Source organism: Comamonas sp. NLF-1-9 (assembly GCF_019195435.1).
GTDB lineage: Bacteria > Pseudomonadota > Gammaproteobacteria > Burkholderiales > Burkholderiaceae_C > Comamonas_C.
This window is the reverse complement of record NZ_CP078069.1, coordinates 2840849-2853932: the sequence shown is the minus strand read 5'-3', so window position 1 is coordinate 2853932 and position 13084 is coordinate 2840849. Positions and strand designations below refer to the sequence as shown.

Annotated in this window: 13 protein-coding genes; 5 read left to right on the top strand and 8 right to left on the bottom strand. The window is 72.4% G+C overall.

Features of this window, described 5'->3' with window-relative positions; translation table 11 throughout:
* Positions 1-13 precede the first annotated feature (13 nt).
* From KUD94_RS13720 to fliF, 6 genes are read right to left on the bottom strand one after another with little or no spacing between them, the layout of a single operon-like run.
* Entirely contained in the window at positions 14-1435 is a 1422-nt protein-coding gene (locus KUD94_RS13720; RefSeq protein ID WP_218237737.1) for a flagellar hook-length control protein FliK, read from the bottom strand.
* Positions 1436-1438: 3 nt separating this feature from the next.
* On the bottom strand, positions 1439-1903 hold the full coding sequence (fliJ, locus tag KUD94_RS13715) for a flagellar export protein FliJ (protein WP_218237736.1): 465 nt from the start codon (positions 1901-1903) through the stop codon (positions 1439-1441).
* Positions 1904-1916: 13 nt separating this feature from the next.
* Positions 1917-3320, bottom strand: a complete 1404-nt coding sequence (gene fliI / locus KUD94_RS13710; RefSeq protein ID WP_218237735.1) for a flagellar protein export ATPase FliI — start codon at positions 3318-3320, stop codon at positions 1917-1919.
* Positions 3310-4032, bottom strand: coding sequence for a flagellar assembly protein FliH (locus KUD94_RS13705; RefSeq protein ID WP_218237734.1), 723 nt, complete (start codon positions 4030-4032; stop codon positions 3310-3312). The genes fliI and KUD94_RS13705 overlap by 11 nt, the downstream gene beginning before the upstream one ends.
* A gap of 17 nt (positions 4033-4049) precedes the next feature.
* Positions 4050-5045 carry a flagellar motor switch protein FliG gene (gene fliG / locus KUD94_RS13700; RefSeq protein WP_218237733.1) on the bottom strand — a complete coding sequence of 332 codons (996 nt, stop codon included), beginning with the start codon at positions 5043-5045 and terminating at the stop codon, positions 4050-4052.
* 27 nt (positions 5046-5072) lie between these two features.
* A complete protein-coding gene (gene fliF, locus KUD94_RS13695) occupies positions 5073-6767 on the bottom strand; it encodes a flagellar basal-body MS-ring/collar protein FliF (RefSeq protein WP_218237732.1) in 1695 nt (564 codons plus the stop codon).
* 182 nt (positions 6768-6949) lie between these two features.
* Between fliF and fliE the strand changes: the two genes are divergently transcribed.
* Positions 6950-7261, top strand: a complete 312-nt coding sequence (gene fliE, locus KUD94_RS13690) for a flagellar hook-basal body complex protein FliE (protein ID WP_218237731.1) — start codon at positions 6950-6952, stop codon at positions 7259-7261.
* Positions 7262-7338: 77 nt separating this feature from the next.
* On the opposite strand, the gene KUD94_RS13685 is transcribed toward fliE, so the two are convergent.
* Positions 7339-7734: a YraN family protein gene (locus KUD94_RS13685; protein ID WP_218237730.1), complete on the bottom strand. Its 396-nt coding sequence runs from the start codon at positions 7732-7734 to the stop codon at positions 7339-7341.
* Here KUD94_RS13685 and rsmI point away from each other — a divergent pair.
* On the top strand, positions 7734-8675 hold the full coding sequence (rsmI, locus tag KUD94_RS13680) for a 16S rRNA (cytidine(1402)-2'-O)-methyltransferase (protein WP_218237729.1): 942 nt from the start codon (positions 7734-7736) through the stop codon (positions 8673-8675). The genes KUD94_RS13685 and rsmI overlap by 1 nt on opposite strands.
* 212 nt (positions 8676-8887) lie before the next feature.
* On the opposite strand, the gene KUD94_RS13675 is transcribed toward rsmI, so the two are convergent.
* Positions 8888-11083, bottom strand: coding sequence for a protein-disulfide reductase DsbD (locus KUD94_RS13675; RefSeq protein WP_218237728.1), 2196 nt, complete (start codon positions 11081-11083; stop codon positions 8888-8890).
* 100 nt (positions 11084-11183) lie between these two features.
* On the opposite strand from KUD94_RS13675, the gene KUD94_RS13670 reads away from it, so the two are divergent.
* The 3 genes from KUD94_RS13670 (at position 11184) to KUD94_RS13660 (ending at position 12983) form a co-directional block, all read left to right on the top strand.
* Positions 11184-11549 (top strand): hypothetical protein, encoded by a 366-nt coding sequence (locus tag KUD94_RS13670; RefSeq protein WP_218237727.1) that lies wholly within the window; start codon positions 11184-11186, stop codon positions 11547-11549.
* A gap of 96 nt (positions 11550-11645) precedes the next feature.
* Positions 11646-12155 carry a copper chaperone PCu(A)C gene (locus KUD94_RS13665; RefSeq protein WP_218237726.1) on the top strand — a complete coding sequence of 170 codons (510 nt, stop codon included), beginning with the start codon at positions 11646-11648 and terminating at the stop codon, positions 12153-12155.
* A 12-nt stretch (positions 12156-12167) separates the two neighbouring features.
* Positions 12168-12983 carry a creatininase family protein gene (locus KUD94_RS13660; RefSeq protein WP_218237725.1) on the top strand — a complete coding sequence of 272 codons (816 nt, stop codon included), beginning with the start codon at positions 12168-12170 and terminating at the stop codon, positions 12981-12983.
* The last annotated feature ends 101 nt before the right edge of the window (positions 12984-13084 follow it).

The following is a 13084-nucleotide window of genomic DNA, read 5'->3' as shown; positions in this document are numbered from 1 at the left end:
CTGCAGCGGCGCTTCAGACGAAGACGTCCAGCGCCCGGTCGCCCCGGGGGCGCTGCGGCGCCAGCGCCTCGCCCGCAGCCACCACGCGGGCCTGGGCGCCCTCGCCCCGCCCGGGGGCAGGGCGCTCGCCACCGCCCTGGCCCGCACCCGCGCCCGCGCTGCCTTGCTCGCCGGCCACGCCCACGTTCACGTCGGCCAGCGCCAGGCCCTGCTGCTGCAGCAGGCTGCGCAGCTCCTCCACGCCGGCGTCCAGCGCCAGGCGCGAGGCCTCGTGGTCGCTCAGAAAGTTGACCCTGGCCACGTCGCCCGCCAGCACCACTTGCACCTGCACCGCCTGGCCGTCGCGGTCCAGCGTGAACTCGGCGCGCTGGCTCTTCTGGTGCACCCAGAAGGCGACCTGCTCGCCAAGCTCTTGCATGAAGCTGGTGTTCAGCCCCGCGTCCGCGCCGGCCGCACCAGCGCGGGCAGCGTCCCCGGTCGCCTGCGCCATCGCGCCCAGCGCACCCTGGCCGCCCGGATGGGCGCCGCCCTGCTGCGCGCCCGATCCGTTGGCGCCCTGACCGGCGCTGCGCCCCGGCCCGTCCAGATGGGCAAGCCCGGCCAGCGCTGCCGCGGGCGATGGCGCGCTCTCCGGGCCGCGCCCGCCCGCGGCCAGCGGGGCCAGCGCCACGCGGGCCTGATCGGTGCCCTTGTCCAGGCTTTGGGCCAACGCCTGCAGGCCCTGGGGCAGCTCGGCGAGCGCCGCGCCCGCGTCGGCGGGCGTGCCTGGCGCGGCGGCAAGAGCGGAGGCGGCCGCAGCCTGCGTGCCGCTTGCGGCCAGGGCGGCATGCGCGCCCGCACCCAGGCCGGCGGCGGCCAACGCGACGCCGGGGCTGCGGCGCGCGCCAGGCGCAGGCGCCTGGCTGGCGTCGATCTGGGCGGTTTCCTTGCTCATCAAACTGGGCGCCAACCCTTGTCCTACCTGCGCGTGCAGCTCCTGTCCAAGAAGCACGATGGCCTGTTGCTGGCGCGCCTGCTCACTGGGCTGGCTGCGTGCAAGCTCTGCGCCACCCGCGGCCTGCGCGCGACCGGCCTGGGCGTGCTGGCCTTGCTGCAGCAGCAAGGCCAGGTGTTCCGGCAAGGGCAGACCTTGCGCATGGGCATCGAGCGCCTGGACGACTGCTGCATCGGCCTCGGCCGGCGCGCCGCTGCCCGGCGCGGCCGGCACCAACGCACCATCGCCCGGCAGATCGGGCGCCGCGCCCGCGCCGAGCGCCGCCAGCAGCAGCGCGAAGCCGTCGCGCGCTTCGCCCGGCTCCTGCGCGCCCTGCTTGCGCGCGCCGGTTTCGGCAGCAGCGGCCTGGGTGGCGGCCTGGGCGGTGGTCTGGCTGGCCGGCTGGGGCGCCGGCTGGGCGGCAGGCTGCGGCTGGGCGGGTGGCATGCGTAGCGGGTCCATGGCTCATATCCCCTGTGTCAGTTGCCGGCCCGCGCCGCGCACGTGGCGCTGCATGGCCAGCTCATCGGTCTGTTTCTGTTCGCGCCGCGCCTGCTGCTGCGCCAGCGCGCGCAGGCGCCGCTCGAGCACCTGGCGCAGGCTGGCCAGGCGCGCCTCGGCTGCGGCCAGCACTGCCGCCGCGCGCGCGATGCGCTGTTCGTGCTCATGCACCACGCCCTGCTGCATCTGCATGGTGTGCTCCAGGCGCTGCAGGAACTGGCGCTGGTGGCGCAGCACCTCGGGCTGCAGCTGCGCGCCTTCGCGCGGGCTCCAGCGCTGGCGCGTCTCCTGCGCATAGCTGGCGAGCTGATGCAGTTGCATCTGCGCCCGGGCCAGGTGCCCGCGCAGTTGCACCAGGGTGTTGCGCGCGCCGTCGCGCTGACGCGTGGCCAGCTCGATCGCAACTTCAAAAGCGTGGTTCGATGCCATGGCAAGACGCCCCTCAACCCGCGTCCAGCGCCGCGGCCATGGCGGCGATGCTGTCGGCCAGCGGCGCCGCCTCGCGCATGCCTTGCTGCAGGAAGTCCTGCATGCGCGGGTACAGGCGTATCGCCTCGTCCAGCTGCGCGTCCGAGCCGGCCACGTAGGCGCCGACCTGGATCAGATCGCTGCTCTTGCGGTAGAGCGACCAGGTGGCGCGAAAGCGCCGCGCGAGCTCGAAGTGCTCGGGCCCGACCACGTTGACCATCACGCGCGAGGCCGACTGCTCGACGTCGATCGCCGGGTAGTGGCCCGACTCGGCCAGTTCGCGCGAGAGCACGAAGTGGCCGTCCAGGATGGCGCGCGAGGCATCGGCAATCGGGTCCTGCTGGTCGTCGCCCTCGGAGAGCACGGTGTAGAAGGCGGTGATCGAGCCCACGCCATTCAGGCCATTGCCGCTGCGCTCGACCAGCGCCGGCAGCTTGGCAAAGCAGCTCGGCGGATAGCCCTTGGTGGCCGGCGCCTCGCCGATGGCCAGCGCAATCTCGCGCTGCGCCATGGCGTAGCGGGTGAGCGAATCCATGAGCAGCAGCACGTGCTTGCCCTGGTCGCGAAAGTATTCGGCCACCGCGGTTGCGTAGCTTGCGCCCTGCATGCGCAGAAGCGGCGGCGCATCGGCCGGCGCGGCCACCACCACGGCGCGGCCGCGGTCCTCGGCGCCGAGGATGTCTTCGACGAATTCCTTGACCTCGCGCCCGCGCTCGCCGATCAGGCCGACGACGATCACGTCGGCGCTGGTGTAGCGCGCCATCATGCCGAGCAGCACGCTCTTGCCCACGCCCGAGCCGGCGAACAGCCCCAGGCGCTGGCCGCGCCCGACGGTGAGCAGCGCATTGATCGCGCGCACGCCGGTATCGAGCGGCTCGCGCACCGGCGCGCGCTCCATGGCGTTGATCGGCTCGCGCGACAAGGGCATGGCGGCCACGTTCTGCAGCGCGCCCGCATGGTCCAGCGGCAGGCCCTGGGCGTCGACCACGCGGCCCAGCAAACCGTCGCCCAGCGGCAGGCGCAGCGCGCCGACGCCGCTTGCGCCCGGCGCCGGCCCCTGGGCACCCAGGCGCAGCGGCGCCGCGTAGGCCGGCGCGGGCGTGACGCTGGCACCGCTGGACAGGCCATGCACGTCGCCCGCGGGCATGAGAAAGGCGCGCTCGCCGGCAAAGCCGACGACTTCGGCCAGCACCGGCTCCTGGGCGCCCTGGCGCACCAAGCATTGCGCGCCCACGGGCACGCGCAGGCCCGCAGCCTCCAGCACCAGGCCGGTCAGGCGGGTGAGCGTGCCGCTGGCGGACAGCGCCAGCGGCTCGGCGGCGCGCTCGCGCGCGCGCTCGATGAAGTCTTGCCAGGCGCCGGCGCCCTCAATCGCCATCGCCCATCTCCCGCCAGGCCGACACCAGCCCCAGCGCGCCCACCGCGCGGCGCCAGCGGCTGTCCAGCGCGCCGTCCACCAGCGCGCCCGCGCTCTCCACGCTGCAGTCGCCCGGCTGCACCGCCGGGTCCGGCTGCCACTGCACGCGCTGGTTGCCGAATTCCTCGCGCAACTGCGATTCGAGCAGCTTCCAGTCCGCCGGGTTCAGCCGCACCGTCGCCGGGCGGCTGTCCTGCACGAAGCCGGCCAGCGCCTCGCGCACCACCGGCAGCAGCGCGCGCGGGTTGGACTGCAGCTCCTGGCGCACCACCTGGCGCGCGATCTCGCAGGCGAGCTGCAGCAGTTGCTCGGCCATCTGCTGCTGCAGGCCGCTGAAGCTGTCCTCCAGGCGCTGCACCAGCGCAGCCAGTTGCTCGCCCGCCTGGCGGCCCTGGCCGCGCACGTAGTCGTCCAGGCGCTGCTGCCATTCTTGCGCAGCTTCGCTCTGGCCCTGGCGCCGGCCTTCGGCCAGCGCCTCCTCGCGCGCCTGCTGCAGTTGTGCCTCGTCCACCAGCACCGGGGCGGGGCTGGCTTCCTGCTCGGCCACCTCGGGCGCGGCATCGAGCAGCGCCAGGCCGTCGCCGGCGATCGCACCAAACTGCCAGCGCACCGCCTCGGAGATCTCCTCGCCGGGGATGAAGCGGGTGTAGTTGCGCAGGTTCGATCCGGGCATGGGCTTGCAGCTCGCGTTCAGACGAAGGCGTCGTCGCCGCCGCCGGCCAGGGCGATCTGCCCTTCGTCGGACAGGCGCCGCACGGTCTTGAGGATTTCCTTTTGCTGCGCCTCGACCTCGGACAGGCGGATCGGGCCGCGCGACTCCAGGTCTTCGCGCATGGCCTCGGCGGCGCGCGTGGACATGTTCTTGAGGAATTTCTCGCGCAGCTCGGGCTGCGCACCCTTGAGCGCCACCACAAGGGTTTCGGAGGCGATCTCGCGCAGCACGGTCTGGATCGCGCGGTCGTCGAGCTTCATCACGTCGTCGAAGACGAACATCTTGTCCATGATCTTTTGCGCCAGCTCCGCGTCCTGCTCGCGGATGCTCTCGAGCACCGTGCCATCGACCCCGCCGCGAAACAGGTTGACGATCTCGGCCGCGGCCTTGACGCCGCCGAGCGAGCTCTTGCGCACCTTGTCGCCGCCGGCCAGCACCTTGAACAAGACCTCGTTCAAGTCCTTGAGCGCGGTCGGCTGTATGCCTTCAAGCGTGGCCACGCGCAGCATGATCTCGCCTCTCTGGCGCTCGCTCAGCTGCATCAGGATGTCGGCCGCATGGTCGGGGTCCAGGTGCACCAGGATGGCGGCGACGATTTGCGGGTGTTCGTTGCGCAGCAGCTCGGCCACCGCCAGCGGGTCCATCCACTTGAGGCTTTCAATGCCCGAGACGTCGCCCCCCTGCAGGATGCGGTCGATGAGCAGCGCCGCCTTGTCGTCGCCCAGCGCGCGCTTGAGCACCGCGCGCACATAGTTGCTGGTGTCCGACACCAGCAGGCTCTGCGCCGCCGCCTCGTTGGTAAAGCGCGTGACCACCTCTTGCACGCGCTCGTGCGAGATGGTGCGCATGCGCGCGATGGTCTCGCCGAGCTTTTGCACCTCCTTGGGCGAGAGGTGCTTGAAGACTTCGCCGGCCTCTTCCTCGCCGAGCGACATCAGCAAGACAGCTGCGTCATTGAGGCCTTGCTCGTCCATGGTGTTCTCTCTGCAGCGGCCCCGGCCTCAGTCGCCGTTGACCCAGGTTTTGACGATGTTGGCGACGGCCACCGGGTTTTCCTTGGCCAGCGCGCGCGCTTCCTGCAGGCGCAGCTGCTCTTCGGTGGGTGACTGCTCGGACTGCGTCACGGGCGCGGCCAGGGCCGGGCGCTCGATCCGCTCGGCCGCCAGCGCGTCCACCTGACGCACCGGCGTGGCCTGCAGCTTCTCGACGCGCCGGCCCGCCTTGAGCGCCGGGCGCACCACGGCCATCAGCAGCAGCACCGCGGCCAGCGACAAGCCTATGGGCAGGCCCAGGCTGCGCGCCAGCTCCAGCACCTCGGGCTGCTTGTACAGCGGCAGCTCGGCCGGCGCCAGCGCGTCGCTCTGGAACTGGGCGTTCATCAGGTTGACCGAATCGCCGCGCTCCTTGTTGTAGCCCACGGCCTCGCGCACCAGGGCGGTCATCTGCTCGATCTGCTCGGCCGACAGCGGCTCGGCCACGGCGGGCTTGCCGCCGCTCTGCGCCACCATGCGGTAGTTCACCACCACGGCGGCGTTCACGCGCTTGACCACGCCTTGCGCGGCGCGCGTCACGCTGGTGGTCTTGTCCACCTCGTAGTTGGTGGTGATCTCGCGGTGTCCCACGCTGCCACCACCCGCCGCCGCACCACCCTGGCCACCGGCGTCGGGCGCGGGGTTGGCGCCGTTGACCGGGGCGCTGGCGTTTTGCGGCGGCTGGTTGCTGACCGCGCCAGGCACGCCGGCGGGCAGCTTGTCGCCGGGCTTGGCGGCGTTTTCTATCACCTGCTGGCTGCGCACCGCACTAGCGTCGGCGGCCAGGTTGGGGCGGTGCTGCTCCATGGTGGATTCGGTCTGGCTGAAGTCCACGTCGGCCGTGACCTGGGCGCGCACGTTGTCGCGCCCGACCACCGGCGCGAGGATGTCCACGATGCGCTGGGTGTACTGCTGCTCGAGCTTTTGCGCGTAGGCAAGCTGCTCGCCGGTGGGCGCGCCGCCCGCGCTCTCGGGGCTTTGCGACAGCAGCTTGCCGCTGTCGTCGAGCACGCTCACCGCCTGCGGCGCCAGCTCGGGCACGCTGGCGGCCACCAGATGCACGATGCCGGCGATCTGGCCGCGGTCCAGGAAGCGCCCGGGGTAGAGGCTCACCAGCACCGAGGCCGAGGGTTTTTGCTGCTCGCGAAAGAAGCCGTTCTGATTGGGCAGCGCCAGGTGCACGCGCGCGCTTTGCACCGGCGCCAGCGCCTGGATGGAGCGGGTGAGCTCGCCCTCGAGCCCGCGCTGAAAATTCAACCGCTCCTGGAACTGCGTCACGCCAAAGCGGCTGGTCTCGGTCACCTCGAAGCCCGCCACCGAGCCCTTGGGCAGACCCTGCGAGGCCAGGCGCAGGCGCACGTCGTGCACCCGGTCGGCCGGCACCATGATCGCGCCGCCGCCCTCGGTGTATTTGTAGGGCACGTTCATCTGCGCCAGTTGCGCGACGATGGCGCCGCCGTCCTTGTCGCTCAAGTTGGCAAACAGCACGCGGTAGTCGGGCCGCGCGGCAAACCAGGCGGCGGCCAGCGCCATCAGCACGAACAGCGCCGCCCCCAGCGCCAGGCGCAGGCGCGCCGCGCGGTCGAGTGCGGCAAAGCGCTGCGCCCACGGCCCTTGCGCCAGCGGCGCGGCGATCGGCATTTCGGCAACGGCGGCATTGGGCATCGTGCGGCTTTCCAGGCAAAGGCTTGCGCCCCGGGGCAGGCAGGGGCGGTGCGACGATTATTCACAGCCCCCCTGCCGGCGTTGCGCCAATAAGGCGCGGATTTGGCCGGTTGTTCCCTGTTCCGGCTGCGCTGCCGCGCCCTAGGATAGAGCCACTTTGCAGCACGAGTCGCCAGCACACCATGGACATGCGCATCTCCTCCACCCCCCTGCCGCTTGCCAGCGCGCTGGCGGCGCGGCGCATGGCCCAGGCCCAGGGCGCCACGCCCGAAGCCGGGTTTTCCAGCGCGCTCAAAGGGGCGCTGACCGCCGTGAGCAAGGCGCAAAACCAGGCCGACGAGCTGCAAAAGCAGGTGCAGCTGGAAAACCCCAAGGTCAGCATCGAAGAGACCATGGTCGCGATCCAGAAGGCCCAGGTCGGCTTTCAGGCCACGCTACACGTGCGCAACCGCCTGGTGCAGGCCTATACCGACATCATGAACATGCAGGTGTGAGGGGCGCGGCCGGGCCGGCCTGCGTGCGCCTCGCCCAGACGCCGCGCCAGCGCTTCTCGCGCGCCGACCCGCGCCACTTACTGCGCGTCAAACGCCGCGCGCAGCCATTGCAGGCCTTGCGGCCCCAGCGCCACCACGTCAAAGCGGCAGGGCGGCAGCGACGGCAGGCGCATCAGGTAGTGGCGCGCGGCAAAGACGATGCGCCGGCGCTTGAGCGCGCCAATGCTGGCCGCGGCGCCGCCGAAGCCGGCGCTGGCGCGGCTGCGCACCTCGACGAAGACCAGCGTGCCGTCGGCATCGCGCAGGATCAGGTCGATCTCGCCGCCGCCGCGCCCCGGGGTTCGATAATTGCGCTGCACCAGCTTCAGGCCCGCCGCCTGCAGGTGCGCAAGCGCCGCGTCTTCCGCCTGCTGGCCGCGCACGCGCGTGGTAGGCGCCGCACCGCTGGCCGTTTTGTTACCGAGGAATCCCATTGAGCGTCTCCTATGCCACTGCCCTCGTCGGCGCGCGCGATGCGGCCGGTGCGCAGAATTATCCAAAGGGCGCGCTCTACGTCGTGGCCACCCCCATAGGCAACCTGGCCGACATCACGCTGCGCGCGCTGCAGGTGCTGCAACTGGCCGACCTGCTCGCCTGCGAGGACACGCGCCACAGCCAGCAGCTGCTGCGCGCTTACGGCATGGACAAGGCCCCCGGCCAATGGCTTGCGCTGCACCAGCACAACGAGGCCGAGGCCGCCCAGACCGTGCTGCAGCGCCTGGCGCTGGGCGAGCGCGTGGCCTATCTGAGCGACGCCGGCACCCCCGCCATCAGCGACCCCGGCGCGCGCCTGGTAGCCGCGGCGCAGGCGGCGGGCGTGCGCTGCATTCCGCTGCCCGGCGCAAGCAGCCTCACCGCCAGCCTCAGCGTGGCCGGCGCCGTCGCGCCCGCCGACGCCCCGCAGGGCTTCGTCTTTCACGGCTTTCTTCCCGCGCGCGCGGGCGAGCGCAAAAGCGCCTGGGAGCAGTTGGCCGCCGAGCCGCGCGCCATCGTGCTGCTGGAGGCGCCGCACCGCATGGCCACGCTGGTGCGCGAGCTGGCGGCGCTGGGCGAGCGGCGCGTGACCCTGGCGCGCGAGCTCACCAAGCAGTTCGAGGAAGTCGCCACGCTGCCCGCGCGCGACTGCGCCGCCTGGCTGCAGCAGGGCGCCCAGCGCAGCCGCGGGGAATTTGCCATCGTGCTGCACCCACAGGCCTGCGGCGCCGGCGCGCCGCCGGGGCGCGGCGACGAGGTGCTGCGCCTGCTGCTGCCCGAGCTGGCGCTCAAGCGCGCGGTGCAGATCGCCGCCGCCCTCACCGGCGAGGGACGCAACGCCCTCTACGAACGCGCGCTGGCCTTGCGCGGACAGAGCGACGCGCGCGGCGAAGGCGGATAGAACGCGAGCAGCCGGCGCCACGCGCGAGGGGCTTGTTCAGTCTCGCGCCAAGGCGGCGCTGAACCAGTTCCCGCGATGGCGCGCGCCCGGCCTGGGGATGGGCTGCAAGACGCAAACCGCAGCGATAGCCATAGCTATCGCGAGGATTTGCAACGCCGCAGACCGCCCCAAGCCGGGATGCGCGGCGCGCAAGGGACTTGTTCAGCGCCGCCCTAAAGCGCCGCCAGGGCCGCGCGCAACTCGCGCACGCCGAGGATTTCGCTGAACACCACCGGCGCGCGCCCCGGCGCGTAGAGCACGTACAGCGGCACGCCGCTGCGCCCGAACGAGGTGATGGAGGCGGTGATCGCCGGGTCCTGGCGCGTCCAGTCGGCCTCCAGCAGCGCGATGCGCTTGGCGGCAAAGTCGCCGCGCACCTCGGCGTTGGCCAGCGTCGTCTTCTTGTTGTACTGACAGGTCACGCACCAGGCGGCGGTGTAGTCGACGAAAACCGCGCGCCCCTGGGACAGCAGTTCTTCGGGCAGGCCGGCGCGCCAGGTTTGCCAGCCATCCTCGGATTGTGTAGCTGCCAGCGTAGACGGCGCCTGCATTTCAACCACTTTTGGCCCCCAAACCGTCAGCAGCCAAGCGCCAGCAGCTATCGAAAGCGGAGCCAGGAGCCAGCGCCCGCCACCGCGCAGCGTCAAGCTCCAGACCGCCAGCGCCAGCGCCACCAGCAGGGCGAGCAGCGCCGCCGCGCCGTCGATGCCGCTTTGCCGGCCCAGCACCCAGACCAGCCAGACCACCGTGGCAAACATCGGGAAGGCCAGCACGCGCTTGAAGGTGTCCATCCACGCGCCCGGGCGCGGCAACAGGCGCGCGGCCGCGGGCCACCAGCTGGCCAGCAGATATGGCGCGGCCAGACCCAGGCCGAGCGCGACAAAGATGCCCAGCGCCTGCACCGGCGGCAGGCCCAGCGTGAGCCCGAGCGAGGCCCCCATGAAGGGCGCGGTGCAGGGCGAGGCGACGGCCACCGTCAGCACCCCGGTCAGAAAGGCATTGGTCACCGGATGGCGCGCCTGCGCCGTGGCCCAGCGCGAAGGCAGCAGCATGCCGACTTCGAACACGCCGGCGAGATTCAGCCCGATCAAGGTGAACAAGGCCGCCAGCAGCGCCACCACCAGCGGCGACTGCAGCTGAAAGCCCCAGCCCACCGCCTGCCCCGCGGAGCGCAGTGCCAGCATCAGCGCGCCCAGCGCCAAAAAGGACAACACCACCCCCCCCGCATAGGCCAGAGCGCCGATGCGCCGGGTGCGCGGCGCGCCGGCGTGCCCGGCAAAACCGGCGATCTTCACCGCCAGAATCGGGAACACGCAAGGCATGAGGTTGAGCAGCAAGCCGCCCAGCAGCGCCCCGCCTAGCGCCAGCAGCCACACCCCGGGCGCGGCCGCCACCGGTGCGCGCGCGGGCAGCGCGGGCGCTGCCGCCGCTGTCGACGCCGAAGCCGCAGCCGCCACCGGCAGCGGCGCCGGGAATTCGGGCAGCGGCGGCCAGCTGCCTTGCACCGGCAGCGGCACGCGCAGGCCCGCGCCCTGCCAGCCCAGCACGACGGGCATCAGCTCGGGGCTGGCGCCGCGCTCGGGCGACAGCGGCACGCGCGCGGTCCAGACCTCGCCCTGCCACTGCTGCAGCGGCTCGGCGGCGTTGTGCACCACCTCGGGCGTTTCAGGGAAGACGTCCAGCACCTGGCCGCGCCAGGCGGCGGGCAGGCCTTGCACCTGCAGCTCGATTGCGTCTTCGCTCACGCGCGCGCTGCTCTGGCCAGTGGCCAGCGGCGCCGGCAGCGCGCGCTCGGCGGCGGCAAAGGCCTCGGCATTCAGCGCCGTGGTGCCGGCCAGCGGCAGTTGCAGCGTGAGCGTGCCTTCCTCGGGCACGCACTCCATGCGGCAGACCAGCCAGGAGGCATGCACGGTGAAGCTCGCCTGCGTCTGTCCGGGCGCGGGCGCAAACAGGCTGGAGACGCTCATCGGCACCGGCAGCAGCACCTGGCCTTCGTAGCCGTAGTTGGCCAGCGTGCCGATCGGGATCTTGCGCGGCAGCGGCCAGGCGATCTCGCCCGCGTCCACGCCGGCGGGCAGCGTCCACTGCAGGCGCGTGGGCAGGCCGGAATCGCCCGGATTGAGCCAGTAGGTGTGCCAATCCGGCTGGTGCTCGAGCAGCAGCCCCAGGGTCAGCGGCTTGCCCGGCGCCACGCCTTCGGGCGCCTGGGCCACGAGCTCGGCGCGCACATGCGGCGTGTTCACCACGTTGCTGGCTGCGACCCCCGAGCTGCTCTTCAACTGGAATTGGGCTGCAGCGCTCGTGGCGACTGCGGCTGCAGCTATCAACAACAGAGCACGCGGCAGCAAGGGGCGAAGTCGGGCAAACATGGTGCGGCTTGGAGGGCGGGCCCGGGCTTTGGTTCCGGGGAGCGCCGATGGTAGAGCCTGAGCAGAGACCCCGGCGGCTTGGGTATCATGGCCGCCCGCCATGAGCCTGCTTGCCCGCCTTCGCCGCAGCGCCACCCGCCTGTCGGGCCGCGTGCTCCTGCTGTGGTTCGCGCTGGCCCTGGGTGCGGCTGCGGCCGCGCCGGTGCTGCAGCCGGCGCCCGCACAAGACATCTGCACCAGCGCCCCCGGCTGGAGCGCGGACGGCCCGGACACCGGCAGCGCGCCGGCCGGGCACACGCACCTGAACTGCCCGCTGTGCCTGCCGGTGCTGCCGCCGCCCGCGGCGTGGACGGGCCTGCCCTGCGCCGCACCGCTGGCCGGCCACTGGCTGGGCCCCGCAGCGACGACGCTGACCGCTGGCCATGCGCTTGACGTTCCGCCCGCGCGCGGGCCGCCGCAGGCCTGAGCGCCCCGCACATCGCATTGCAGCGCGTTCGCCCCGCCCGGCCATGGCCGGCGGCGCGCGGCGCGCCGTCCCGTCAATCACCGCATTTTGAACACCATGCAAACAGCCTCTTTTTCTTTCTTCACCCGCCCCGCGCTGCTGGCGCTGGCCTTGTGTTTTCTGGCGCCCGCGGGCGCCCTCGCGCACGAAGCGCGCGTGCAAGTGCAAGACGCCTGGGCGCGCGCCACCGTGCCCGGCCAGGGCGGCACCGGCGCCTTCATGACGCTGCAGGCCAACCACGACCTGGAGCTCGTGGGCGCCAGCAGCCCCGTGGCCGGCGTCGCCCAGGTGCACGAGATGAAGCTCGAGGGCGACACCATGCGCATGCACGCCGTGCCCTCGCTCAAGCTGGGCGCGGGGCAGAGCGTCACGCTCAAGCCCGGCGGCCACCACATCATGCTGCTGGACCTCAAGCAGCCGCTCAAGGCGGGCACGCAGATCGACATCACGCTGCAACTGCGCGACGCGCAGGGCGCAAGCCTGAACCAGACGGTGCAGGTGCCGGTGCGGCAAAATGCCCCGCACGGCGCGCCCGACGCGGGCGCCGCGCAGCACCACGGCTCCTGAGCACCGCCCGCCATGTCCTACCCCTCCCGCCACTGGCAAGCACTGAGCACGCGCGACTTTGCCGCCGCCCGCGACAGCGGTCTGGCGGCGCAGACGCTGGCGGTGCTGCCGCTGGCGGCGCTGGAGCAGCACGGCCCGCACCTGCCGCTCGACGTGGATGCGGTGCTGGCGCAGGGCGTGCTCGACGCGGCGCTGGCGCAGCTGCCGCCAGCGCTGCCGCTGCTGGTGCTGCCGGCGCAAAACGTCGGGCTGTCTACCGAACACCTGTCCTTCCCCGGCACGCTCAGCCTGGCGCCGGCCCCGCTGCTCGCGCTGTGGGAGGCCCTGGGCGAGGCTGTGGCGCGCGCCGGGGTGCGCCGGCTGCTGCTGTTCAACAGCCATGGCGGCAACGTCGCCCCCATGGACATCGCCGCGCGCAGCCTGCGCCAGCGCCTGGGCCTGCAGGTGTGGCGCTGCAGCTGGCCTGACCTGCCGCTGCCCGCGCCGGTGCGCGCGCTGTTCAGCGAGCAGGAATGGCGCTTTGGCATCCACGGCGGCGCGATCGAAACCTCGATGATGCTGCACCTGGCCCCGGAGACGGTGCAGATGGCGCATGCGCGCCACTGGCGCTCGAGCTCGCAGGAGCGCGCCGAGCGCTGCCCCATCGCCGGCAATGGCAAGAGCGTGCGCCTGGGCTGGATGATCGAGGACTACAACCCCAGCGGCGCCGTGGGCGACGCGAGCGCCGCCACTGCGGACAAGGGCCGCGCGTTGGTGCAGGCCGCTGGGCAGGCGCTGGCGCAGCTCATGGCGGAGCTGCAGGGTTTGCCGCTGCCCGCGACCGGCTGATCGCCAGGCGCGTTTGCGCCCAAAGCGGGCCGCTTGCACCAGCGCAGCCTTGCGGCGGCGCTGAAAAATTCCCCGCGCGCAGGAGCCCTTTTGAGCGCAGC

What these genes read in the sequence shown, in the direction of transcription:
- KUD94_RS13720 (WP_218237737.1), bottom strand. Translation starts at nt 1,435, where the DNA reads ATGGACCCGCTACGCATGCCACCCGCCCAGCCGCAGCCTGCCGCCCAG.
- fliJ (WP_218237736.1), bottom strand. Translation starts at nt 1,903, where the DNA reads ATGGCATCGAACCACGCTTTTGAAGTTGCGATCGAGCTGGCCACGCGT.
- fliI (WP_218237735.1), bottom strand. Translation starts at nt 3,320, where the DNA reads ATGGCGATTGAGGGCGCCGGCGCCTGGCAAGACTTCATCGAGCGCGCG.
- KUD94_RS13705 (WP_218237734.1), bottom strand. Translation starts at nt 4,032, where the DNA reads ATGCCCGGATCGAACCTGCGCAACTACACCCGCTTCATCCCCGGCGAG.
- fliG (WP_218237733.1), bottom strand. Translation starts at nt 5,045, where the DNA reads ATGGACGAGCAAGGCCTCAATGACGCAGCTGTCTTGCTGATGTCGCTC.
- fliF (WP_218237732.1), bottom strand. Translation starts at nt 6,767, where the DNA reads ATGCCCAATGCCGCCGTTGCCGAAATGCCGATCGCCGCGCCGCTGGCG.
- fliE (WP_218237731.1), top strand. Translation starts at nt 6,950, where the DNA reads ATGGACATGCGCATCTCCTCCACCCCCCTGCCGCTTGCCAGCGCGCTG.
- KUD94_RS13685 (WP_218237730.1), bottom strand. Translation starts at nt 7,734, where the DNA reads ATGGGATTCCTCGGTAACAAAACGGCCAGCGGTGCGGCGCCTACCACG.
- KUD94_RS13675 (WP_218237728.1), bottom strand. Translation starts at nt 11,083, where the DNA reads ATGTTTGCCCGACTTCGCCCCTTGCTGCCGCGTGCTCTGTTGTTGATA.
- KUD94_RS13670 (WP_218237727.1), top strand. Translation starts at nt 11,184, where the DNA reads ATGAGCCTGCTTGCCCGCCTTCGCCGCAGCGCCACCCGCCTGTCGGGC.
- KUD94_RS13665 (WP_218237726.1), top strand. Translation starts at nt 11,646, where the DNA reads ATGCAAACAGCCTCTTTTTCTTTCTTCACCCGCCCCGCGCTGCTGGCG.
- KUD94_RS13660 (WP_218237725.1), top strand. Translation starts at nt 12,168, where the DNA reads ATGTCCTACCCCTCCCGCCACTGGCAAGCACTGAGCACGCGCGACTTT.